The 22,365-nt window shown below is 58.1% G+C and carries 27 protein-coding genes; 13 read left to right on the forward strand and 14 right to left on the reverse strand.

Translation table 11 applies throughout. The features are described from left to right. From PFH44_RS13760 to PFH44_RS13780, 5 genes are all read right to left on the reverse strand, one after another. Nucleotides 1–446: coproporphyrinogen-III oxidase family protein (locus PFH44_RS13760; protein ID WP_283825274.1), on the reverse strand; the 446-nt coding region annotated here is incomplete at its 3' end. Then, a complete protein-coding gene (locus PFH44_RS13765) occupies nt 439–1,032 on the reverse strand; it encodes an XTP/dITP diphosphatase (RefSeq protein WP_045857059.1) in 594 nt (197 codons plus the stop codon). The genes PFH44_RS13765 and PFH44_RS13760, both read right to left, overlap by 8 nt. A 26-nt stretch (nt 1,033–1,058) precedes the next feature. Next, nucleotides 1,059–1,349: a DUF167 family protein YggU gene (yggU, locus tag PFH44_RS13770; protein WP_041147205.1), complete on the reverse strand. Its 291-nt coding sequence runs from the start codon at nt 1,347–1,349 to the stop codon at nt 1,059–1,061. Beyond that, a complete protein-coding gene (locus PFH44_RS13775) occupies nt 1,346–1,912 on the reverse strand; it encodes a YggT family protein (protein WP_041147204.1) in 567 nt (188 codons plus the stop codon). The genes yggU and PFH44_RS13775 overlap by 4 nt, the downstream gene beginning before the upstream one ends. Before the next feature lie 17 nt (nt 1,913–1,929). Then, nucleotides 1,930–2,634, reverse strand: a complete 705-nt coding sequence (locus PFH44_RS13780; RefSeq protein WP_045857061.1) for a YggS family pyridoxal phosphate-dependent enzyme — start codon at nt 2,632–2,634, stop codon at nt 1,930–1,932. 16 nt (nt 2,635–2,650) lie between these two features. On the opposite strand from PFH44_RS13780, the gene PFH44_RS13785 reads away from it, so the two are divergent. Both PFH44_RS13785 and PFH44_RS13790 read left to right on the forward strand, forming a co-directional pair. After that, on the forward strand, nt 2,651–3,631 hold the full coding sequence (locus PFH44_RS13785) for a type IV pilus twitching motility protein PilT (protein WP_041147202.1): 981 nt from the start codon (nt 2,651–2,653) through the stop codon (nt 3,629–3,631). 346 nt (nt 3,632–3,977) lie between these two features. Beyond that, entirely contained in the window at nt 3,978–4,631 is a 654-nt protein-coding gene (locus PFH44_RS13790; RefSeq protein ID WP_283825275.1) for a LuxR C-terminal-related transcriptional regulator, read from the forward strand. Nucleotides 4,632–4,675: 44 nt separating this feature from the next. On the opposite strand, the gene ruvX is transcribed toward PFH44_RS13790, so the two are convergent. The 8 genes from ruvX to metK form a co-directional block, all read right to left on the reverse strand. Beyond that, on the reverse strand, nt 4,676–5,092 hold the full coding sequence (ruvX, locus tag PFH44_RS13795; RefSeq protein WP_041147200.1) for a Holliday junction resolvase RuvX: 417 nt from the start codon (nt 5,090–5,092) through the stop codon (nt 4,676–4,678). Continuing rightward, complete coding sequence (locus PFH44_RS13800; RefSeq protein ID WP_041147199.1) at nt 5,092–5,655, reverse strand: YqgE/AlgH family protein; 564 nt, start codon at nt 5,653–5,655, stop codon at nt 5,092–5,094. The genes ruvX and PFH44_RS13800 overlap by 1 nt, the downstream gene beginning before the upstream one ends. 363 nt (nt 5,656–6,018) lie before the next feature. Then, entirely contained in the window at nt 6,019–6,966 is a 948-nt protein-coding gene (gene gshB / locus PFH44_RS13805; protein WP_045857072.1) for a glutathione synthase, read from the reverse strand. A 20-nt stretch (nt 6,967–6,986) separates the two neighbouring features. Then, complete coding sequence (gene rsmE / locus PFH44_RS13810; RefSeq protein ID WP_283825276.1) at nt 6,987–7,718, reverse strand: 16S rRNA (uracil(1498)-N(3))-methyltransferase; 732 nt, start codon at nt 7,716–7,718, stop codon at nt 6,987–6,989. A gap of 92 nt (nt 7,719–7,810) precedes the next feature. Continuing rightward, on the reverse strand, nt 7,811–8,518 hold the full coding sequence (gene endA / locus PFH44_RS13815; protein WP_283825277.1) for a deoxyribonuclease I: 708 nt from the start codon (nt 8,516–8,518) through the stop codon (nt 7,811–7,813). Between the two features lie 94 nt (nt 8,519–8,612). Next, nucleotides 8,613–9,113: a SprT family zinc-dependent metalloprotease gene (locus PFH44_RS13820; protein WP_045857078.1), complete on the reverse strand. Its 501-nt coding sequence runs from the start codon at nt 9,111–9,113 to the stop codon at nt 8,613–8,615. 79 nt (nt 9,114–9,192) lie between these two features. Beyond that, nucleotides 9,193–10,587: a sugar porter family MFS transporter gene (locus PFH44_RS13825; protein WP_045857080.1), complete on the reverse strand. Its 1,395-nt coding sequence runs from the start codon at nt 10,585–10,587 to the stop codon at nt 9,193–9,195. A 391-nt stretch (nt 10,588–10,978) separates the two neighbouring features. Continuing rightward, nucleotides 10,979–12,133 carry a methionine adenosyltransferase gene (metK, locus tag PFH44_RS13830; protein WP_045857082.1) on the reverse strand — a complete coding sequence of 385 codons (1,155 nt, stop codon included), beginning with the start codon at nt 12,131–12,133 and terminating at the stop codon, nt 10,979–10,981. A gap of 463 nt (nt 12,134–12,596) precedes the next feature. Between metK and PFH44_RS28090 the strand changes: the two genes are divergently transcribed. From PFH44_RS28090 to speB, 4 genes are all read left to right on the forward strand, one after another. Next, nucleotides 12,597–12,746, forward strand: coding sequence for a hypothetical protein (locus PFH44_RS28090; protein WP_463671548.1), 150 nt, complete (start codon nt 12,597–12,599; stop codon nt 12,744–12,746). An 88-nt stretch (nt 12,747–12,834) separates the two neighbouring features. After that, the gene (gene yqgB / locus PFH44_RS13840) at nt 12,835–12,966 is read left to right on the forward strand and encodes an acid stress response protein YqgB (RefSeq protein ID WP_133600968.1); all 132 of its coding nucleotides are present in this window, start codon (nt 12,835–12,837) and stop codon (nt 12,964–12,966) included. 8 nt (nt 12,967–12,974) lie between these two features. Further along, nucleotides 12,975–14,951, forward strand: a complete 1,977-nt coding sequence (gene speA, locus PFH44_RS13845) for a biosynthetic arginine decarboxylase (protein ID WP_072051849.1) — start codon at nt 12,975–12,977, stop codon at nt 14,949–14,951. 203 nt (nt 14,952–15,154) lie between these two features. Then, nucleotides 15,155–16,075, forward strand: a complete 921-nt coding sequence (gene speB / locus PFH44_RS13850) for an agmatinase (RefSeq protein ID WP_076946678.1) — start codon at nt 15,155–15,157, stop codon at nt 16,073–16,075. 3 nt (nt 16,076–16,078) lie between these two features. Here the strand turns inward: speB and PFH44_RS13855 are convergent, their stop codons facing one another. Beyond that, nucleotides 16,079–17,290, reverse strand: coding sequence for an MFS transporter (locus tag PFH44_RS13855; RefSeq protein WP_283825278.1), 1,212 nt, complete (start codon nt 17,288–17,290; stop codon nt 16,079–16,081). A 428-nt stretch (nt 17,291–17,718) separates the two neighbouring features. Here PFH44_RS13855 and PFH44_RS13860 point away from each other — a divergent pair, with 428 nt between their 5' ends. The 7 genes from PFH44_RS13860 to PFH44_RS13890 all read left to right on the forward strand — a co-directional run. Next, entirely contained in the window at nt 17,719–18,042 is a 324-nt protein-coding gene (locus PFH44_RS13860) for a Rieske (2Fe-2S) protein (RefSeq protein WP_045857090.1), read from the forward strand. Next, a complete protein-coding gene (locus tag PFH44_RS13865) occupies nt 18,039–18,347 on the forward strand; it encodes a recombinase-like helix-turn-helix domain-containing protein (RefSeq protein WP_045857092.1) in 309 nt (102 codons plus the stop codon). Before PFH44_RS13860 ends, PFH44_RS13865 begins: the two co-directional genes overlap by 4 nt. 10 nt (nt 18,348–18,357) lie before the next feature. Then, a complete protein-coding gene (locus PFH44_RS13870) occupies nt 18,358–19,380 on the forward strand; it encodes an aromatic ring-hydroxylating oxygenase subunit alpha (RefSeq protein WP_045857094.1) in 1,023 nt (340 codons plus the stop codon). Next, entirely contained in the window at nt 19,380–20,129 is a 750-nt protein-coding gene (locus PFH44_RS13875; protein WP_045857097.1) for an SDR family oxidoreductase, read from the forward strand. The genes PFH44_RS13870 and PFH44_RS13875 overlap by 1 nt, the downstream gene beginning before the upstream one ends. Nucleotides 20,130–20,143: 14 nt before the next feature. After that, entirely contained in the window at nt 20,144–20,932 is a 789-nt protein-coding gene (locus tag PFH44_RS13880; protein ID WP_045857098.1) for an IclR family transcriptional regulator, read from the forward strand. An 88-nt stretch (nt 20,933–21,020) separates the two neighbouring features. After that, nucleotides 21,021–21,947 (forward strand): VOC family protein, encoded by a 927-nt coding sequence (locus tag PFH44_RS13885; RefSeq protein WP_283825279.1) that lies wholly within the window; start codon nt 21,021–21,023, stop codon nt 21,945–21,947. Continuing rightward, nucleotides 21,944–22,365 (forward strand): FAD-dependent oxidoreductase (locus tag PFH44_RS13890; protein WP_283825280.1); only part of this gene is annotated, 422 nt, incomplete at its 3' end. The genes PFH44_RS13885 and PFH44_RS13890, both read left to right, overlap by 4 nt.

A 22,365-nucleotide genomic window follows, 5' to 3' on the forward strand; every position in this document is an offset into this window, starting at 1 on the left:
GCCGGGCGTTTCGCCTCGTCCGGGCCGTGAATACGTCCCAGGCGCTGCAGCTTTGCTTCGCTAAAGCTTTGCACGCCGATGGAGATCCGGTTGACCCCCGCGCGCTGATACTCAACAAAGCGATCGGCTTCCACGGTGCCGGGGTTGGCCTCCATGGTGATCTCGGCGTCGGCGGCCAGCGGCAGGCAGGCGCGAACGCCGTCGAGCAGCGTCTGCATCGCCGGCCCGGAGAGCAGGCTAGGCGTACCGCCGCCGATAAAAATAGTCCTGACTTCACGGCCCTGGGCGTAGTGTGCGTCGGCCCGCAGATCGTTGAGCAGGTGCTGCACGTAATCGTCGTGCGGCACCTCGCCCTTTAACGCGTGCGAGTTAAAATCGCAGTACGGGCACTTCTGCACGCACCACGGGATGTGAATATACAGGCTCAGAGGTGGCAAGTTAGCCATTACGTAATGCTTCCAGTAACAGTTTCAGCGCGCGCCCGCGGTGGGATATCGCGCTTTTTTCTTCACGACTCAGCTCCGCCGCGGTTTTCCCCTCGGACGGAACAAAGAAAATAGGATCGTAGCCAAAGCCGCCGCTGCCTGCCGCGCTGCGGGCAATCACGCCCGGCCAGCTGCCGTGACAAACAATCGGCGTTGGGTCTGCGGCATGGCGCAGGTAGACCAGCACGCAGTGGAACTGCGCCTGGCGCTTATCGTCGGGAACGTCGCCCAGGGCGGCGAGCAGCTTTTCCAGGTTCTGCTGGTCGCTGGCGCCTTCGCCGGAGTAGCGCGCGGAGTAGATCCCCGGCGCGCCGCCGAGCGCATCCACCGCCAGGCCGGAGTCATCGGCAATCGCCGGCAGACCGGTAATTTCTGCGGCATGGCGCGCCTTCAGAATGGCGTTTTCGATAAAAGTCAGCCCGGTTTCTTCGGCGTTGTCGACTCCCAGCTCGGTTTGAGCAACGATATTCAGACCAAAATCTTCCAGCAGCGAGGCCAGCTCGCGGACCTTTCCGGCATTGCCGGTGGCGAGAACAACTTTTTGCATGATTAATCCTGTATAGAGCCAGGCTCTTATTCTGTCAGCGCCGCGACCTGAGTCGGGATCTGTTGCGGGTTAATGATTTTTATCTGCTTGTGCCGGCCCAGTTCGCCTTTTTCAAGAAGCACCTGGCTTTTCGCGACGCGAAACTGTTTGGCGAGGAACTTAATCAGATGGGCGTTTGCCTGACCATCAACGGGCGGGGCGGTAATGGCGACTTTGAGCTCGTCGCCATGTAAACCAACGATGCTATCACGGCTGGCCTTGGGCTGAATATACAGCCGCAGGACCAGCCCGTCAGCGCAGGCTTCGACGGCACTCATAGCGCCATCCACAGCCCCGGAAGCAGAACGTTACCGGTTGCCTGCAGCAGCTCGGAAATGCCCATGTTAATCACGTACAGCAGCAGAACCAGCACCATCGGCGAGAAGTCGATACCACCCATGGACGGCAGCAGCTTGCGAATAGGGCGCAGCAGCGGGTCGGCGAGCTGCATCAGCACGTATTCAACCGGGCTGCGGCCCTGGCTTACCCAGCTCATAATCGCCATCAGCAGCAGCACCCAGAAAATCAGCAGGCCGATAGTCTTAATCAGGATCAGCAGCGCGGAAATCCAGATGATCGGCTGGAAGGTGACCACCATAAACAGCACGATGGCTTTGATGACGCAGAGAATAAAGGCCAGCAGCATCGAGGCGCTGTCGAGCGGCCCCAGGGCCGGGATAATGCGGCGCAGCGGCCCAACCACCGGCTGGGTTGCCTTCACCACAAACTGCGAGAAGGGGTTGTAAAAGTCGCAGCGTGCCCACTGCATCCAGACGCGTAACAACATGATCATGGTGTAGAGTTCAATGACCGTTGAAAGCAGGAAAGTCAACGTCTTCATGGCGTTCCTCAGATTCCTTAATTTTTGCTGTAGTCGCGCGCACCGAAGATTGCGGTACCGATGCGCACCATAGTGCTTCCCGCCGCGATAGCGGCTTCCATATCATCCGACATTCCCAGAGACAGCGTATCGACCGCAGGGTAGTGCGCCTTAAGTCGCGCAAATGCTACCGCCATTTGTTGGGCGACGGCAAACTGCCTTACATACTCTGACTCAGGGGCCGGAATGGCCATTAATCCGCGCAGCTGCAGATGCGGCAGGGCGTCGATCTCTGCCGCCAGCGCATCCAGCTCCTCAGGCGGGATCCCTGATTTGCTTTGCTCATCGCTGATATTAATTTGAATCAATACGTTAAGCGGCGGCAGATGCGCCGGACGCTGCTCGCTCAGGCGGGCGGCGATCTTCAGCCGGTCGACGGTGTGGCACCAGTCGAAATGCTCCGCCACCAGGCGACTTTTGTTGGACTGCAGCGGGCCAATAAAGTGCCACTGCAGATGGTGAACCCCGGCATCCTGAAAGTGGCGAATTTTTTCCACGCCTTCCTGAACGTAGTTTTCACCGAAAGCCACCTGACCGGCAGCCACCGCTTCTTCGACCGCGCTCGCAGGTTTGGTTTTACTAACTGCAAGCAACGTAACTTCTTCTGGCGAGCGGCCGCAGCGAGCGGCAGCGCCTGAGATTTTGTCCCGGACCTGTGCCAGGTTATGCGCAATATCGTTCATATTCCGAGGATGAGTTATGGAGCTGGAAGAAATAGTGGCCCTTAGTGTAAAGCATAACGTCTCCGATCTACACCTGTGCAATGCCTCGGCGCCGCGCTGGCGTCGTCAGGGGAGGCTGGAGCCCGCGCCCTTTACGTCGCCGGAGATCGGCAAAATACTCGCGCAGTGGCTCAATGACGATCAGCAGGCGCAGTGGCAGGCCAGCGGACAGGTTGATTTCGCGCTGGCGCTACCCGGCGGGCCGCGCCTTCGCGCCAGCGCATTTGCCCACACGCGCGGGCTATCGCTGGCGCTGCGCCTTCTGCCGGAAGCCTGCCCGCGGCTTGATGAGCTCTGCGTTCCCGCCGCGATAGCCGAGCTGCTCAATGAAGAGAGCGGGCTGATCCTCGTGACCGGCGCGACCGGCAGCGGTAAATCAACCACCCTAGCGGCGATGGTTGGCTATCTCAATCAGCGCCTCGACGGCCATATCCTGACCCTTGAAGATCCGGTGGAGTTTGTCCATGGAAGCGAACGCTGCCTGGTCCAGCAGCGTGAAATTGGCCGCCACGCGCCGTCGTTTGCGGCGGCGCTACGGGTGGCGCTGCGCCAGGACCCGGACGTCATTCTGCTGGGCGAGCTGCGCGACAGCGAGACCATCCGCCTGGCGCTGACGGCTGCGGAGACCGGGCACCTGGTGATGGCCACGCTGCATACCCGCGGCGCGGCGCAGGCGGTGGAGCGCCTGGTTGACGTTTTTCCTGCTCAGGAAAAAGAGCAGGTTCGCGGCCAGCTGGCGGGAAGTTTATGCGCCGTACTGGCACAAAAATTATTACCGGATATATCTGGCGGTAGAGTTGCGCTATTCGAGCTTTTGGTTAATACCCCGGCGGTGGCTAATTTGATCCGCGAGGGTAAAACCCATCAGCTGCCCGGCGTTATGCAGACCGGACAGCAGAGCGGAATGCAGACTTTTACGCAAAGTTTTCAACAGCGTGTCTCCTCCGGCCGCCTGTAGCCGGAGGTTTAATATTCAGTCATCGTGCCAGCTTGTTGTTATCATAATGTTTTATTAATGTTCTTTGATATTTATTTCAAATATAGGTGAGCGTAAATGACTACGTCAAAATAATGAGCGCCTGGAATTGGCTTAGGCATTATCCTCGCAGAAATGGGAAAAAAATAAGATTATCTTTTGACACTTTTAATGAATTCACCTTATGCTATTTGTGGGGATAGGATGATTCCCATGAGATGTTTTTTTAATATGTAAATTTATTTCAGTTTATTAATGAATATGTGATTTTTTGTTTTTAATTCATTTAACCACTATGATGGTGGATGCTTGCTAAGGAGAGTTTTAAGTGATTAATTTATCAGGTAATTGCACTCGTTCTCGTCAGATTATCTTTATTGCTCATCCCTCGATTCAGAGTCAGTCTTTTGTCAGAGGACTGGCGGAAACCCTATCGATTTCCGTGACTCTGCATAATATCAATAAGCCGCTGACGCAGCGCTTAGCGAAAGACTGTGTAATATTATTTGATATTGCCGTGTCGAATAAAAAGCTGAACGGCGTGTGGCGAGATATTATTCGATCGCACGCAGAGAACCCGCGCCTGTTGATTATCAACAGCGCACAAAAGTATGAGCTCTATGAGATGGCGCAGTGGCCCGCGCTCTACGGCGTATTCCGCCATGACGATCACGTTTCGCGTTTAGTTGAGGGCGTTAAGGCCGTGCTGAACGGCGAACAGACGGCTGAACTGAGCGTGATGCACCCGGCGATGTACGCTGCGAATCATGCATCGGAGCCGGTGGAAAGCTCGCCGCTGACGGAAAGGGAATGTGAGATCTTAAACGAGCTGCGCTGCGGTGCGACCAATATGGATATCGCCCGGGCGCTGTTCATTAGCGAGAATACGGTGCGCACTCATCTCTATAACGTCTTTCGCAAGCTGAGCGTGAAGAATCGTACCCAGGCGGTGAGCTGGGCTAACGAGCATCTCCGTCACTAGGTCGTCACGATGATGGCGCCGGCTCGGTGCCATCATGTCGGGGCTTAAAAACCCTGCTCGAAGTAGCTTTCCAGAATAACCACCGCCGAGGCGGAGTCGACGCTGCCTTTATTCAAGGCGCGAAACCCGCCGTGCTCGAAGAGCCCCGCGCGGGCCTCCACCGTGCTCAACCGCTCGTCGTGCAGGGTTATCTTGACCCCAAAGCGGCCGTGAATTTTATTGGCGAAGTTGCGCGCGCGCGCGGTTAGCGGCTGCTCGGTGCCGTCCATATTCAGCGGCAGGCCGACGATAACGGCTTCCGGCTGCCACTCTTTCAGCAGCTTTTCGATAACGTTCCAGTCCGGCTTTCCGTCCTGTGCTTTTAGCGCAGGAAGCGGGCGGGCGGTGCCGGTAATGCGTTGCCCGATCGCGACGCCGATGCTTTTGGTGCCAAAATCAAAGCCCAGTAAGGTTCCACTCATTATGCGTGCCCCGCGACGCCGGGCATCGTCACAATATCGATCCCAATCAGTTTTGCCGCTTCACGCCAGCGATCGGCAATCGGCGTTTTAAACAAAATATTCTGATCCGCCGGGGCGGTGAGCCAGGCGTTATCGAGCAGCTCCTGCTCCAGCTGTCCCTTTTCCCAGGAGGCGTAGCCCAGCGCCACCAGAACGTTGCTCGGCTGCTTATCGGTACCGAGAGTTTCCAGCACGTCCCGCGACGTGGTGATCACGGTATTGTCGGAAATACGGATGCTGGAAGAGAAGTCAGAGGGCGGCGAGTGCAGAATAAAGCCGCGATCTTCCGCCAGCGGGCCACCAAGCATGACCGGCTTATCGAGGCGAATATCGGGATTGCGCGGCTCAGCGACAATTTTCAACTTCTCGAGGATCCCGTCAATCTGCAGATTTTCCAGCGGTTTGTTGACGATAATACCCATGGCACCGTCATCGTTGTACTCGCAGATATAAACCACGGAGCGGCGGAATATAGGGTCCTGAAGAGCAGGCATGGCAATCAAAAAGTGATGCTGTAAATTCATTGTCAGAGGTTCTGTTCCTGGTGGTTCAAAAAGCAGCATTTAGTATGCGGGTAAAGTGCCGTCCTGTCGATTCAACTTTATCTTTCACGCTACGGGGGCGTTGGCTTCCTCGCTCGCCCCGGTCACATAGTAAACTATGCTCCCGGGCGCTTGCTGCGTTGCCGCCTTCCCGTAGCGCGAAATCTTTCGTTGAATCTATCGGCTCGAAGAGAGAAAGGTAAAAAAGCGAAGAGCTAAGAGCGAAGAACGAAGAATAAAAGGGCGTTGGCCCCTTTACTCTTAAGCTTTCGTGGAAGCAAGCTGGCCGGTTGCGGATGCAACAAGGACGCTGCGTTTTCAACCGGCTCATCCATAAGCCGCGGATTACTTAGCGAGGCGCTTCTCGATGGCGTCCATCAGCATCCCGGTGATGGAGATCGGGAAGGCGGCCTCAATCTCGCGCACGCAGGTTGGGCTGGTGACGTTAATTTCCGTCAGGCGATCGCCGATGATATCCAGGCCGACGAAAATCAGGCCCTTGGCCTTCAGCGTAGGGCCGACACGGCGCGCAATCTCCCAATCGCTTTCGGTCAGCGGACGGGCTTCGCCGCGACCGCCGGCGGCCAGGTTGCCGCGCGTCTCTCCGCCCTGCGGAATACGCGCCAGGCACCAGGGAACCGGCTCGCCGTCGACGACCAGCACGCGCTTATCGCCGTCCTTGATGGCCGGCAGATAGTTTTGCGCCATGCAGTAGCGGCTGCCCAGAGCGGTCAGCGTTTCCGCAATCACCGGCAGGTTAGGATCGCCCTCTTTCACGCGGAAAATAGAGGAACCGCCCATGCCGTCCAGCGGCTTGAGAATAATATCGCCGTGCTTTTCCCAGAAGGCTTTCAGCTGCGCCTTGTTGCGGGTGACCAGTGTTTCTGGCGTCAGGTCGGCAAACCAGGCGGTAAACAGCTTCTCGTTACAGTCGCGCAGGCTCTGCGGCTTGTTGACGATAAGCGTCCCCTTATCTTCCGCGCGCTCCAGAATATAGGTGGCATAAATGAACTCGGTATCAAACGGCGGATCCTTACGCATCAGAATCACGTCGAGATCCGCCAGCGGCAGATCCTGCTCGCCGCTGAACTCGTACCACTTATCGTAATTCTGCTCTACGCTCAGCGTGCGCGTACGGGCGCGGGCTTCGCCGTTGATTAAGTACAGGTCGTTCATCTCCATATAATGGAGTTCGTAGCCGCGACGCTGGGCTTCCAGCAGCATGGCGAAGCTGGTGTCTTTCTTGATGTTGATGGTTGCGATGGGGTCCATCACGATGCCGAGCTTGATCATTATTATTCTCCGTTAACGCTTCAACCTAAGTCGCCAAAACGCACCTGTAGCGCGGTAATAGCGGTTAGCGCAGTTGTCTCTGTACGCAGAACGCGCGGTCCCAACAGAATATCAGTAAACTGGTAACGAGCGGTCATCGCAATCTCTTCCGCTGACAGCCCTCCTTCAGGGCCAATCAGCAGACGAATGCGCTCGACCGGCAGCGGCAGCGTGTTGATGCTGGCGCTGGCGCGAGGGTGCAGGTTCAGCTTCAGGCTATCATCCTGCTCCGCACACCAGGCCTCCAGCTGCATGGCCGGACGAATCTCTGGCACCACGTTGCGGCCGCTCTGCTCGCAGGCGGCAATGGCGATTTTCTGCCACTGCTGGATCTTTTTCTGCAAGCGTTCGGCATCCAGTTTAACCCCGCAGCGCTCGGAAAACAGTGGCGTAATGAGGCTTACCCCGAGCTCGATCGATTTCTGGATGGTGAATTCCATCTTTTCGCCGCGCGACATGACCTGACCGAGGTGAATATGCAGCGGCGATTCGCGGTCGTCACGCTCGCCGCTGACGATCTCAACCGTCACGTTTTTCTTGCCCGCGTCGACGATTGTGGCTGCAAAGACCTGATTACTCCCGTCAAAAAGCTGAATGGTCTGGCCTTTACCCATTCGTAGTACGCGGCCAACGTGGTTCGCCGCGTCGTCGCAGAGGGCTATCTGGCTACCGACGGTAATCGGCTCGGGGTGGTGGATGCGGGGAGTGCGCATGCTTGATATTCCGTTCTTCGCGCAGGCCCCGGTTCCCCGCCGCGGCGGGAGAATAGCGGGACCTGCAAATTAACAATTGCCGCTAGTGTAGGTTAGCTCTTTTGCGCCTGGCAAGCCTGCTGGACATAAGGATTGTGGTTGCCCTGAACTTTAGCGATACGCTCATCGCGTTCGCACTCCCAGCGGGTGACCGGGTAGGTCTTATCCCAGGCGGTAAAAAGCTGGGTTTGCTGGCGGGAAAGGGTGAGCTGATAGCTATCGCGCATATAGAAGTAGGTCCGCGCAATCGCGCCGCGGGCGCGCGCCGGCGGCTCGGCGACCTTCTCTTTAAAATCGACCTTCATCGCGCACTGGCCGTACTGGCCCTCGCCGCCGTTCCACTGGCTGTACATATAGTTAGCGCGGTCGCCGTTGACTTCGCCAACCGCCGGCTGCAGGTTGTGCATATCGCTTTCCATCCTGCGGTATACCGGATCTTTGGCGCAGTTTTTACGCCCGCCGTCCTGCCAGCACTGGCGCTGGTGGCCAAACTGCCACGCCGGGACGACGTGCTCCCACTCGACGCGGCTGGCGCGGTTTTCGTTTTTACGCACTTTATAGCCGCAGGATTGTAGATTGATAACGCCTTTTTTACCCTGCCAGTCGATTTTGCAGCCGCAGTAGAAGTCGCCGGGGGCATCGGCGTTAACCTTCGCTCCGGCGGTTTTTGCCTGGGAAAAGCTGTGGATCCCTTCGGCCATAGATTGACCGCTAAAGGCCGCAGTCAAAAGCGCTGCGGTAAAAATATGAGTACGGGACATCGTGAACTCCGTGTCAAAACGAGCCCGCAACGTAGCGAATGCGATTGTCAGATGCAATCAGTCAGATCAGAAAATTTCCAGTTATAGCCGATATTTACGCTTCGGCGACCAGCAGATCGCCGCAGCGAACGCAGCGGTAGGTGGCTTCGCCGCGCGTCACGCGGTTGTGACGGCGAACGGTAAGCTGGTGCAGCTGGCACCGGCAGCGGTAGGGGAAGGTATTCTGCTGCACGGAGTCCAGTTCGAAGCGGTGGGTGCGGCGGGCCGGCACTTCCAGCACGCTCTCCATCATCCACTTCCACTCTTTGCCGTGCGGCGCCACGCGTCCAAAATGCTGCCACACCAGCAGGTGCGCCAGCTCGTGCGGCACGACCTCATCGATAAACGCCTGCTGGTTCTCCAGCAGCAGCACCGGGTTGAGGCGAATTTCATTCTTGTCCAGCCAGGCGGTGCCGGCGGAGGTTCCCCGCTGCTGATAGACCAGCGCGGGTTCCGGATAGCGGCGCTCAAGCTTGAGGTTCGCGAGGGCGAGTTTTTCCCGCAGGCTGCGCATTACGGCCTGCTGCGTAGCGATGGGGATTCGGGGCGTCTTCATAGCGCCAGAGGATAGTGCGGTGAGGAGAGGAGAGCAAGAAGAAGCTTCCTCCCGCGTGGGGAGGAAGCACGGTGATGGCTTAGTCGCGAGCGCCGATTTCACGCAGCGGACGGCCCTTCATCAGGTTACGTTCGATATGTTCCAGCGAAACGTTTTTGGTTTCCGGAATAAGCCACAGGGTCAGGAAGATGAACAGGACGTTCAGGCCGCCATAGACCCAGAAGGTGTTCGCGCTGCCCAGCGAGTTCAGCATGGTCAGGAAGGTCGCACCGACGATCATGTTGGCAATCCAGTTGGTGGCCGTGGAGCAGGTGATGCCGAAATCGCGGCCCTTCAGCGGCTGGATTTCTGAACACAGTACCCAGATCAGCGGGCCGGCGCTCATTGCGAAGCCGACGATAAACATCAGCAGCATCAGCACGGAGAAGTACTGCGCGGTCGTGGAGTGGATGCCGATATGCATCATGCTGCCCAGCACGCCCATGCCGACGGCCATGACGATAAAGCCGAGGATCAGCGTTGGCTTACGGCCCCAGCGGTCAACCAGGCCGATCGCGATAAAGGTCGCCAGCACGTTGGTCAGGCCGACGATAACCGTGCCCCACATCTGCTCGGTGGTGTTGGCGTAGCCCGCCAGCTCAAAAATCTTCGGCGCGTAGTACATGATGACGTTCATCCCGGTGAACTGCTGCATCACCTGCAGCAGAACCCCGAGGAACACCGCGCGGCGGAAGTTGCTGTTCTCTTTAAACAGCGCCCAGCCGGACTGTTTGACCTTCAGGCTTTCACGGATTTCATCGAGCTCACGTTTGGCTTCCGCGCTGGTATCACGCAGGCGCAGCAGCACGCGCTCGGCGTCGACAAAGCGGCGTTTTGCGGCAAACCAGCGCGGGCTGTCCGGCAGGAAGAAGACGCCAATCAGCAGCAGAACGGCCGGGATGATAATGACCCCGAGCATCCAGCGCCATGCGCCGCTGTAGCTAAACGCGGTATCCGACAGATAGGCGCCGAGAATACCGATGGTGATCATCAGCTGATACATCGAGATCATGCTGCCGCGAATTTTCTCCGGCGCAATTTCCGAGAGGTACAGCGGGGCGGTGTAGGAGGCGACGCCTACCGCCAGGCCGAGCAGTACGCGGGAAATCAGCAGCACTTCAACGTTCGGCGCGGCGGCGGAGCACAGCGAGCCGGCAACGAACAGGATGGCGCCGATCATCAGGCTTTTCTTACGGCCCAGCTTGAAGGAGAGCCAGCCGCTGCCGACTGCACCGACCGCGGCGCCGAACATCATGGAGCTCACCACCCATTCCTGAGTGTGAGCGGTAATCTGAAACTCGTTGGCAATAAAGGGTAGGGCACCCGCAATGACGCCGATATCAAGGCCAAAAAGCAGGCCGGCCAGTGCGGCGAGGAAACAGACAAAGAACGTCATCGTTTTGTTCGAGCGCCCTTGTTTTTTGTTGTCAGGCATAACGCCCTCCAGTTGAGTTATTGATTCTGTCGCTGCTTAGAGTAGGGGAGTGCGTAGCAAAAAAATGTGATTGTAATCACGGCCGTGTAATCGCTTACACTAAGGTAAAGAAACGTAATCAATAAATATTTATATAAATCAATGTAATATTTGATTTTAGTCGACGCAACAAAAAACACAAATCAGACTTGCCTGAAACAGTATGTAACATTGTGACAGATTGCTTCATTAACGCTGAACCTGAGCTAACAAATGGCTGCCAATCTGATGTAATCGCTTTCATTACCTGAGGCTGCAGGAGCCGGTGGCGGCGGGGCACGGAGCGCGGTAGGGGAAGAGGTAAAGAAAAAGGCCAGCACAAGGCTGGCCTTTAAAACGGTAAAGCGCGCGGTTATTTCAGGCCGGCAGCTTCGCGCAGCAGAGCGGCTTTGTCGGTTTTTTCCCATGGGAAATGTTCGCGACCAAAGTGACCGTATGCCGCGGTTTCTTTGTAGATCGGATGCAGCAGATCCAGCATCTGGATCAGACCGTACGGACGCAGGTCGAAGAATTCGCGCACCAGCAGCGTCAGCTGCTCGGTCGCAATTTTTTCGGTGCCGAAGGTTTCCACCATGATAGAGGTCGGTTCAGCCACGCCGATTGCGTAGGAAACCTGAATCTCACAGCGATCGGCCAGGCCTGCGGCAACGATGTTCTTCGCCACATAGCGTGCTGCGTAAGCCGCGGAGCGGTCAACTTTAGACGGATCCTTACCGGAGAAAGCGCCGCCGCCGTGACGAGCCATGCCGCCGTAGGTATCAACGATGATTTTACGCCCGGTCAGGCCGCAGTCGCCCATCGGGCCGCCGATAACAAAGCGGCCGGTCGGGTTGATAAAGAATTTGGTGGCGCTGCTCAGCCATTCGGTCGGCAGAACCGGCTTGATGATCTCTTCCATCACCGCTTCCTGCAGCGATTTCTGATCGATATCTTCCGCGTGCTGGGTCGACAGGACCACCGCGTCGATGCCGACGATTTTGCCGTCGTCATACTGGAAGGTCACCTGGCTCTTCGCATCCGGACGCAGCCACGGCAGCGTGCCGTTTTTACGCACTTCAGCCTGACGCTGCACCAAACGGTGAGCATAGGTGATCGGCGCCGGCATCAGCACGTCGGTCTCGTTAGTGGCATAGCCAAACATCAGGCCCTGGTCGCCCGCGCCCTGCTCCAGCGGATCGGCACGGTCAACGCCCTGGTTGATGTCCGGAGACTGCTTGCCGATGGCGCTCAGCACGGCGCAGGAGTTGGCATCAAAGCCCATATCGGAATGCACGTAGCCAATTTCACGAACCGTATTACGGGTGATCTCTTCGATATCAACCCATGCGCTGGTGGTGATTTCACCGCCAACCAGAACCATGCCGGTTTTGACGTAGGTTTCACATGCGACGCGGGCCTTCGGATCCTGTTCAAGGATCGCGTCAAGCACGGCATCGGAGATTTGGTCAGCAATTTTGTCTGGATGCCCTTCTGATACGGACTCGGACGTAAAGAGGTGTTTTGCCATGTTTTATTTTACCTGTGGAGTATTCGTATAGCTCATACTGTTGTGTGGATTAGCTTTGGTGGATGATTCTACCAAAGCCTGCAGGTAGTGACACGAGCAGTCTGAGTGTTAATCAGTATAGACGGATTAACTTCTGGACGGCTATTTTAGGTCAAATCTTAATCCCATTTCCAGACTTTTTTGATGCGCATCGCATTTATGCGTCATAGCCGGTGGAAATTTTTCCTGCCAGATGCGGCAACGCGCATATTTTTATTTTGCATTTTAGCCTGCTTCTCGGTATAAAACGCCGCGCACGGCTCATTATGACAGCGCACGAAGAGTACCTCGTGACGCCACTTCCAGCCGGGTTAAGCACTCTGTATTGACAGAATCCCGCAGCGGCCTTTGCGCCTGCTGCCAGATAGATAGCTTTGGCTTGTCGCTGGCCCGTTTCGGGGCAGTGTGGAGGTGATACCAGATAATGAACCCACGTTTTTCACCAGATTCGTCGCGTCGTTCCGTCGCGCGTTACTCTCCCGCAATCTGCATCTCTTGCATGCACACCTGCCGATGTTCTACCCATTTCGGCGCTTCTCAGGATTCCAGGGCCGGAAGGTCGTCAGAAAACTGAACAAGGGCTCTCTTGCCGCTATTGCAAGGGTTTTCTCGTGGTTTCTCCGGACTGTCACACTACGTTCGGGTACGTGTTTTATTATCATATGAAGAAGAAACCGGTCGCGCAGCCGCAGCGCCAGCACTATCTGCTGGGGTTTAGGACTGTTCATGGGTTGTTATCGCGTCTTTGGACTGCGATAGTGGTTAACTGTCTTACACTTATGATTAAAAATTGAGGTTCGCTATGTCTGACGACATGTCTATGGTTTCGCCTTCGTCAGCAGGCGAACAGGGTGTACTACGTTCTATGCAGGAGGTGGCGATGAGCTCCCAGGAAGCTAGCAAAATGCTACGTACTTATAATATTGCCTGGTGGGGTAATAACTACTACGACGTCAACGAACTGGGCCATATCAGCGTTTGCCCGGATCCTGACGTACCGCAAGCGCGCGTCGATCTTGCCGAATTAGTTAAAGCGCGCGAAGCGCAGGGGCAGCGCCTGCCTGCACTGTTTTGCTTCCCGCAGATCCTGCAGCATCGCCTGCGCTCGATTAACGCCGCCTTCAAGCGCGCGCGCGAGTCCTACGGCTATAACGGCGACTATTTCCTGGTTTACCCGATTAAGGTTAACCAGCATCGTCGCGTGATTGAGTCGCTGATCCACTCCGGCGAGCCGCTGGGCCTGGAAGCCGGTTCAAAGGCCGAGCTGATGGCGGTGCTGGCGCACGCGGGCATGACCCGCAGCGTGATCGTCTGTAACGGCTATAAAGACCGTGAATATATCCGCCTGGCGCTGGTCGGCGAAAAGATGGGCCATAAGGTCTATCTGGTCATCGAAAAGATGTCGGAAATTGCCATCGTGCTGGAAGAAGCCGCGCGCCTGAACGTGGTGCCGCGTCTTGGCGTCCGCGCGCGTCTGGCCTCGCAGGGCTCCGGTAAATGGCAGTCCTCCGGCGGCGAGAAATCCAAGTTCGGCCTCGCAGCGACGCAGGTTCTGCAGCTGGTTGAGATCCTGCGCGCGGCGGGGCATCTGGAAAGCCTGCAGCTGCTGCACTTCCACCTTGGCTCGCAGATGGCCAACATTCGCGATATCGCCACCGGCGTGCGCGAATCCTCACGCTTTTACGTCGAGCTGCATAAGCTGGGCGTCAATATTCAGTGCTTTGACGTCGGCGGCGGCCTGGGCGTGGACTATGAGGGCACCCGCTCGCAGTCCGACTGCTCGGTGAACTACGGCCTCAACGAGTACGCGAACAACATCATCTGGGCTATCGGCGACGCCTGCGAAGAGAACGGCCTGCCGCACCCGACGGTGATTACCGAATCCGGACGTGCGGTCACCGCGCACCATACCGTGCTGGTCTCCAATATTATCGGCGTTGAGCGCAACGAATACACCGAGGCGACCCCGCCTGCGCAAGATGCGGCGCGCCCGCTGCAGAGCATGTGGGAAACCTGGCTCGAGATGCACGAGACCGGCAACCGCCGCTCGCTGCGCGAATGGCTGCACGATAGCCAGATGGACCTGCACGATATTCATATCGGCTACTCTTCCGGCACCTTCAACCTGCAGGAGCGCGCGTGGGCGGAGCAGCTGTATCTGAACATGTGCCACGAAGTGCAGAAACAGCTCGACCCGAGCAACCGCGCGCACCGGCCAATCATTGACGAGCTGCAGGAGCGGATGGCGGATAAAATTTACGTTAACTTCTCGCTGTTCCAGTCGATGCCGGACGCGTGGGGTATCGATCAGCTGTTCCCGGTGATGCCGCTGGAAGGGCTGAACATGGTGCCTGAGCGCCGCGCGGTGCTGCTGGACATCACCTGCGATTCCGACGGCGCTATCGATCACTACGTCGACGGCGACGGGATCGCCACCACCATGCCGATGCCGGAATACGATCCTGATAACCCGCCGATGCTGGGCTTCTTTATGGTCGGCGCCTACCAGGAGATCCTCGGCAACATGCACAACCTGTTCGGTGATACCGAAGCGGTGGACGTGTTCGTCTTCCCCGACGGCAGCGTCGAAGTTGAGCTCTCCGACGAAGGGGATACCGTGGCCGATATGCTGCAGTACGTGCAGCTCGACCCGAACACGCTGCTGACCCAGTTCCGCGATCAGGTGAAAAACTCCGGTCTCGACGAGGCGCTGCAGCAGCAGTTCCTCGAAGAGTTCGAAGCGGGCCTGTACGGCTACACTTACCTGGAAGACGAGTAACATGCTGCGCGCCCTCTCTTGTGAAGGAGGGGGCATCAGGTCGCACAAACGTGATACCGACTTGAACCCGCAGGCATTAACGGCGATAATTCGCCCAACAAGCAGTCACCCTATTCAAACCCTTCCTCGTCGGGCCTAACGACGCGGAGGGGTTTTTTTATGTGCATTTTTAACACTATCGCCTGTAAAAAGAGGTCACACCCATGAGCACTTTAGGTCATCAATACGATAATTCCCTGGTCTCTAACGCGTTTGGTTTTTTGCGTCTGCCGCTGAACTTCCAGCCGTACGACAGCGACGCCGACTGGGTGATCACTGGCGTTCCTTTTGATGCGGCAACCTCCGGCCGCGCGGGCGGGCGTCACGGTCCTGCGGCGATCCGTCAGGTTTCCACCAACCTTGCCTGGGAAGGCAACCGCTTCCCGTGGAACTTCGACATGCGCGAGCGTCTGAACGTTGTCGACTGCGGCGACCTGGTTTACGCCTTCGGCGACGCGCGCGACATGAGCGAACGTTTGCAGGCCCACGCTGAGAAGCTGCTGGCGGCCGGGAAACGTATGCTCTCCTTCGGCGGCGACCACTTCGTCACCCTGCCGCTGCTGCGCGCGCACGCTAAGCATTTCGGTAAAATGGCGCTGGTGCATTTCGATGCCCATACCGACACCTACGCCAACGGCTGCGAGTTCGATCACGGCACCATGTTCTACACCGCGCCGAACGAAGGCCTGATCGACCCGAACCACTCGGTGCAGATCGGTATCCGCACCGAGTTTGACAAAGACAACGGCTTTACCGTGCTGGATGCGGGCCAGGTTAACGATCGCAGCGCTGACGACGTTATCGCTCAGATCAAACAGATCGTTGGCGATATGCCGGTCTATCTGACCTTCGACATTGACTGCCTGGATCCGGCGTTTGCGCCGGGTACCGGTACGCCGGTGATCGGTGGGCTGACCTCGGACCGCGCGATCAAGCTGGTGCGCGGCCTGAAGGATCTGAACATCGTCGGGATGGACGTGGTGGAAGTGGCTCCGGCCTACGACCAGTCCGAGATCACCGCCCTGGCGGCGGCGACCCTGGCGCTGGAAATGCTCTATATCCAGGCGGCGAAAAAGGGCGAATAGGCCCTAAGCGCTCACTGCTGCTGCGCGACGCATGCGCAGCAGCAGCACGCCTCCGGCAAGCAGGGTAACGACCTGTGACGCCACCAGCACCGAAAATCCTGAGCTGACCGACCCGACCGACTTCATCACCAGCCCCATCAGCAGCGGGATAAACGCCGCGCAGATATTGCCGATACCGTTAATGATGCCGTAGGCGCTGCCAACCGCCTCCCTCGCCGCGTGATGCTGCACCACCGCCGGTATCGCCGCCCCCTGAAGCCCCCAAAAGATATTGGCCGACAGCATAAACAGCGCCAGCCACGCCGGCTGATGGCTGAGCATCAGCGCCAGTATCGAGCAGGCCGTCAGAAAGCCGCCGCTTATAAACAGCAGCGGAGCCTGCTCGGGGCGAATTTTATCGAGCAGCACGCCGCCAAGAAATTTAGATCCCAGGCTGAGCAGAAAGGGGATCGCCGCCAGAACGCCGGTGGCCTGTAGCGAGAAGTGATGCTCGTCGCGCAGCCACGCCGGCAGCCAGGCGCTGCTGCCCCACAGATAGCTGAGGGTGGCGATCTCGACCAGCAGGATCCAGCCGATGAGCGGCGTACGCCAGGCCCGCTGAAAAGTCTGCTTAAAGCCGGCGCGGGACCTCGCCGCCGCCGCGGCAGGAGCCGGCAGGAAGCGCCAGATAAGCCCGCCGCCGAGCAGCAGGTTCAGCGCGGCCAGGCTGTAGAAAGAGCCTTGCCACCCCTGATGCTCAATTAAAAAAGTGACCAGCGGGAAGCCCACCGCCAGCCCCAGCGAGACCCCGAGCGCGGTGACCGCGTTCGGTTTGCCGATCTCGCCGGCGGCGAAGCTGTCGCTGATAAAGCGCGTTTTAAGTGAAAATAGCGGCCCCTCCGCAATACCTAAGATAACGCGGGCGATCAGCATTCCGAACAGCGAGCCGAGCAGCGGAGAAACGGCGCACACCGCGGCCCAGATAGCGATGCTGATTAATAGCCCCTGCCTATAGTGCAGCCGGTTTTCAATGACCGGCGTTAAGAGTAGTGCCGACAGTCCATAGCCCACGAGAAAGCAGGTCATCAGCATTCCCTGTAACATTCTGTTTTCATTTAGCTGAAAGTGGGCCGCAAATTCGGGGTTAAGTATCATCACTGAGATATTTACCCGGTCAATATAAGAGATGATAATTAACAACAATAGCGCGATTGTTCCCTGCCATCTTGCGGTCATGATTATTCTTTTCTCCCGGTCATTTATGAATCAAATGCGTTATTTTTAAATAACGGTGATAGTCACGCAGGTAAAATGATTCATAGGTGAAACTCGTTGTTTTAAAAGGTATTGATTGGAAAGTGTTTCACCAGTGAAACTTGATGTTTAGCCGGCCTTATCATTTTTAATGATTGTAGGGAAAAGAAGTCAATAGTCATTTTCGAAAAGTTAAGCACCTGCTTAATTTATTTTCACGACCCTTTTTAAATATCACAATTTCATATTACCGCAATTTTTCGTGATCGATTGCACACTTAGATAATTAAATCACGATCGGTTAACAAATCCTTCACATTGCCGCTTGACGAAAGATTGAACGCTTTTATATTGACCGTATTAAATAAGAAACAGAGTTTCATATATGAAACAAAGCCTGGAGGATCGTGATGAGCTGGATAGGCGTATGTGACGCAGAGCAGGTACAGGAAGATTTCCCTTATAGCGGCAGTATCGACGGTAAAGAGATCGGCATTTATCTGATTGATGGCGAGTATTACGCGCTGGAGGACGTGTGTCCCCATGCCTACGCGCTGTTAAGCCAGGGCTTTGTGGAAGACGGCAAGGTTGAATGCCCGCTGCACGAAGCGGTATTCGATGTGAAAACCGGTCAGTGCCTGCACGGTCCGGGCGGTCGTAGCCTCAATCGTTACCCGGTGCGGGTATTCGACAATCAGATCCAGATTACTTTTATCGAGGAGAGCGTGGCATGAGCGAAACCCTGAACTTCAACCCGGCGCTGCCGGAAAGCCGCCAGTTTACGCCGCCCGCCGAGGGCGGAAACGGCAATATCCACCGGCCGGGCGACTACGCCAATCTTATCTGGCAGACCCGCAGCCGCGTTCCGGAAAGCTGGGAGCTGCAGCTTATCGCCACCCTTGAAGGGCTGTTTGAGCAGGGCGCAGAGAGCCTGACGCAGCTGGTGGACGGGCTGAACGATCTGAGAATGCACGACCAGCAGGGCGAACCGTGGAGCGAGGCCAGCTTCGAGGCTTTTTTGCAGGTAAACGGATACTGAGGACACAGCGATGACGACAACGGTACAAAACTATCTCGATAAAGGTTTACGCGGCCTGTGGTATCCGGTGCTGGCAAGCTGGGAGGTGCAGTCCGCGCCGGTGGGCATCACCCGCCTCGGCGAGCAGATCGTTATCTGGCGTAATAAAGACGGCCAGCTGCAGGCGCTGGAAGACCGCTGCCCGCACCGCGGCGCGCGCCTGTCGATGGGCTGGAACCTCGGCGACCGCATCGCCTGCTGGTATCACGGCGTGGAAGTGGCGGGAAACGGCGAAGTGAAAGATGTCCCGGCGGTTGACAAGTGTCCGCTGGTGGGCCAGCAGTGCGTGCGCAGCTATAGCGTTCAGGAAGCGCACGGGGCGATCTTCTTATGGTTTGGCGCCACGGCGAACCAGCAGCCGGAGGAGCTGAGCTTCCCGGAAGAGCTGGCTAACGGCGACAAATACAGCAACTTTCTCTGCACCGCCGCGTGGAAATGCAACTATCAGTACGCGCTGGAAAACGTCATGGACCCGATGCACGGCACCTATCTGCACTCCTCTTCGCACTCGATGGCGGAAGGGGAGCGTAAAGCGGACATGGTGCTGCAGCCGACCAAAACCGGCTTTATCTTTGAGAAGAAGGGGCAGAGCGGCGTCAACTTTGACTGGGTAGAGCTCGGCAACAGCGGCGCCTGCTGGATGCGCCTGTCGATCCCGTATCAGAAACGCTTTGGGCCAGGAGGCCACTTCTTTATCGTCGGCATGGTGGTGCCGGAAGATAACGACAACTGTCGGGTCTTTTTCTGGCGTATCCGCGGCGTGCAGGGCTGGCAGCGCGATATGTGGCGCTTCATGTACCGCAACCGCCTGGAAAAACTGCACTGGGAAGTGCTCGAGCAGGATCGCGTGGTGCTGGAGAGCCTGGCGCCGAACGCCCGCGACCACGAATATCTCTATCAGCACGACGTCGGGCTGTCGCGCCTGCGCCGCATGATGCAAAAAGCGGCCAAAGAGCAGCTGGCGGCGCGCGAAGAACAGCAGGGCGCCGCCTGATGAACGGGCTGCTGAACGGAAAACGTATCGTGGTGACCGGGGCCGCGCGCGGGCTGGGCTATCACTTCGCCAAAGCCTGCGCGGAGCAGGGGGCGAAGGTGGTGATGTGCGACATCCTCGAGGGCGAACTGGCCGAGCGCGCGCATGAGCTCAGTGAACAAGGTTTTGCCATCGAGTCTTGCGCTATCGATCTGGCCGATCCGCACTCAATCGCGCAGGCGTTTAGCGCGATTGGCGAACGGGGCCCCATCGACGGACTGGTGAATAACGCCGCGATGGCCACCGGCGTCGGCGGCAAAGATATGATCGATTACGATCCGGATCTGTGGGATCGGGTGATGTCGGTTAACGTCAAGGGCACCTGGCTGGTGACCCGGGCGGCGGTGCCGCTGCTGCGTGAAGGCAGCGGGATCGTTAACGTGGCGTCGGACACCGCGCTGTGGGGCGCGCCGCGCCTGATGGCCTACGTCGCCAGCAAAGGCGCGGTGATCGCCATGACTCGCTCAATGGCGCGCGAGCTCGGGGAGAAGCGCATTCGCATCAACGCTATCGCCCCTGGGCTGACCCGCGTTGAGGCCACCGAGTACGTTCCGGCTGAACGTCATCAGCTATATGAGAACGGCCGGGCCCTCAGCGGCGCCCAGCAGCCGGAAGATGTCACCGGCAGCGTGGTGTGGCTGCTCAGCGAGCTGTCGCGGTTTATCACCGGACAGCTGATCCCGGTCAACGGCGGATTTGTTTTTAACTAAAGAGGCGAGGCGGTATGGCAAACGAGCGGGAAGTGAAGTATCTGGTGCCGGGCCTGGAGCGGGGGCTGGAGCTGCTGCTGGCGTTTGGCGAGCAGCATCGCGATCTGACCTTCGCCGAGCTGCATCGGCTGGTGGATATGCCGAAAGCGACCGCCTATCGCGTGGTGCAGACGCTGGAATATATGGGCTTTCTGGAGCGCAATCCGCGCACCAATACCTTTTCGCTCGGGATGAACGTCCTGCGTCTGGGCTTTGAATACATCGCCTCGCTGGATGTGGCGCAGGTCGGTCAGCCGGTGATTGAGCAGCTGCGCGATACCAGCCAGTGCAGCAGCCACCTGGCGATCCGCGACGGGCGGGACATCATCTACATCGCCCGCGTCAGCGCCGCCGGCTCGCGCATTAATCAGGTCAGCATCGGCACCCGGCTGCCGGTCCACTGCACTTCGCTTGGCCGCATGCTGCTGACCGACGTCTCCCGCCGCGAGTTCGAACTGCTGTTCCCTGACGAGCGGCTGCCGGGCAATACGCCGGGGCAAATTCACGACCGCGAAGCGCTGTGGCAGATGGTGCAGCAGGATAAGGCGCGGGGCTTTGTGATCGGCGAGTCCTTCTACCGTCACGGCATCTCCTCCATCGTTTACCCGGTCTACGATCGCAGCGGACGGGTGGCGGCGGTGGTGAGTATCCTGGTGCCGTCGGATGAGATCCCGCAGGCCGATCGCGAGCGGCTGCAAAACGATGTCAGCATGGCGGCGGACAAAATTTCAGGCTTCCTCGGGCATTTAGCTCAGGCTATTTAAATCAATACGTTAACTGCAGGCGCTTGGGTGCGTCGGGCATGTTTTACGCCCAAATCCGGGCGACCGAACGGTAAAGAGGCAACGAACGATGAGTGTAACCGGAATTGAAAAGCTGGAATTTGGCGTCGACGACCTGACCCATAGCGCCAAATTTATGCGTGATTTTGGCCTGACGAGCAATGCCGGCGGCCGGGGTTTTACCACCCTGAGCGGCGCCCAGGTCACGCTCAACCCGATCGACAGCCCGGATCTGCCGCCCGCCTTTGAGGCGGGTAACACCCTGCGCCGGATGACCTGGGGCGTAGCGGACCGGGCGGCGCTGGAGGCGCTGCGGCCGAAGCTGGCGCAGCAGCCGGCCTTTCGTGAAGTGGACGGCGCCCTCGAGTGCCAGGACCCGAACGGCATGACGCTGCGGGTTCAGGTGAGCCGGCAGACGCCGGTTGAACTGGACGTTGAGCCGATCAATCAGTGGGGCGATGTGCGGCGGATCGATACACCGAGCCCGGTTTACGAGCGCGCCCAGCCGATCAACATCGGCCACGTGGTGTTCTTCGTGGAGGAGCTGGCGGCGGTAGAGAGCTTTTATCGCGAAGCGCTCGGTTTCCAGGTGTCCGATCGCTATATCAACCGCGCGGTGTTCCTGCGCTGCGGCGCGCGCGGCGGGCATCACAATCTCTTCTTATTACAGCTGCCGACCCGCAGGCGCGGCCTTAACCACGTCGCCTTTACGGTGCGCGATATCCACGAAGTGATCGGCGGCGGGATCGCGATGAATAAAAGCCAGTGGAGCACCTTTATCGGCCCCGGCCGCCACCCGGTCTCTTCGGCCTACTTCTGGTACGTCAACAGCCCGACCGGCGGCGCGTTTGAGTACTACACCAACGACGACTATCTGACGGAAAACTGGCAGCCGCGCGAGCTGGAACACTCCCTGGTTTCCTTTACCGAGTGGGCGGTGGAGGGCGGTATCGACCACGACACCCGCCGCCAGCAGAAAAAGCCGGAGGCGGTATGACGGTGCGGATAGTGATTATCGGCGGCGGCCAGGCCGGCGGCTGGGCGGCAAAAACGCTGCGTGATGAAGGCTTCGACGGCGAGATCTGCGTCATCGCCGAGGAGGAGTGGGATTTTTACGAGCGCCCGCCGCTGTCGAAGGCGGCGCTGCTGGAGGCTGAACCGGCGCTGCCGCGTCTGTTTAGCGCAGAAGCTCAGCAGGCGCTGAACCTGAAGTGGTACCGCCCGCAGCGCGCGGAGGCCATCGATCGTGAGGCGAGAACCGTGCGCCTGAGCGGCGGCGAGCGGCTGACCTACGACCGTCTGCTGATCGCGACCGGCGGCCGCGCCCGCCTGCCCGGCGAGGCGTGGGCGCAGCATTCCCAGATCTACACCCTGCGCCACTGGCAGGATGCCCGGCGCCTGAAGCAGCGCCTGGC

The sequence above is a fragment of the Klebsiella sp. Ech2A genome, from assembly GCF_030078455.1.
Lineage (GTDB): Bacteria > Pseudomonadota > Gammaproteobacteria > Enterobacterales > Enterobacteriaceae > Klebsiella > Klebsiella terrigena.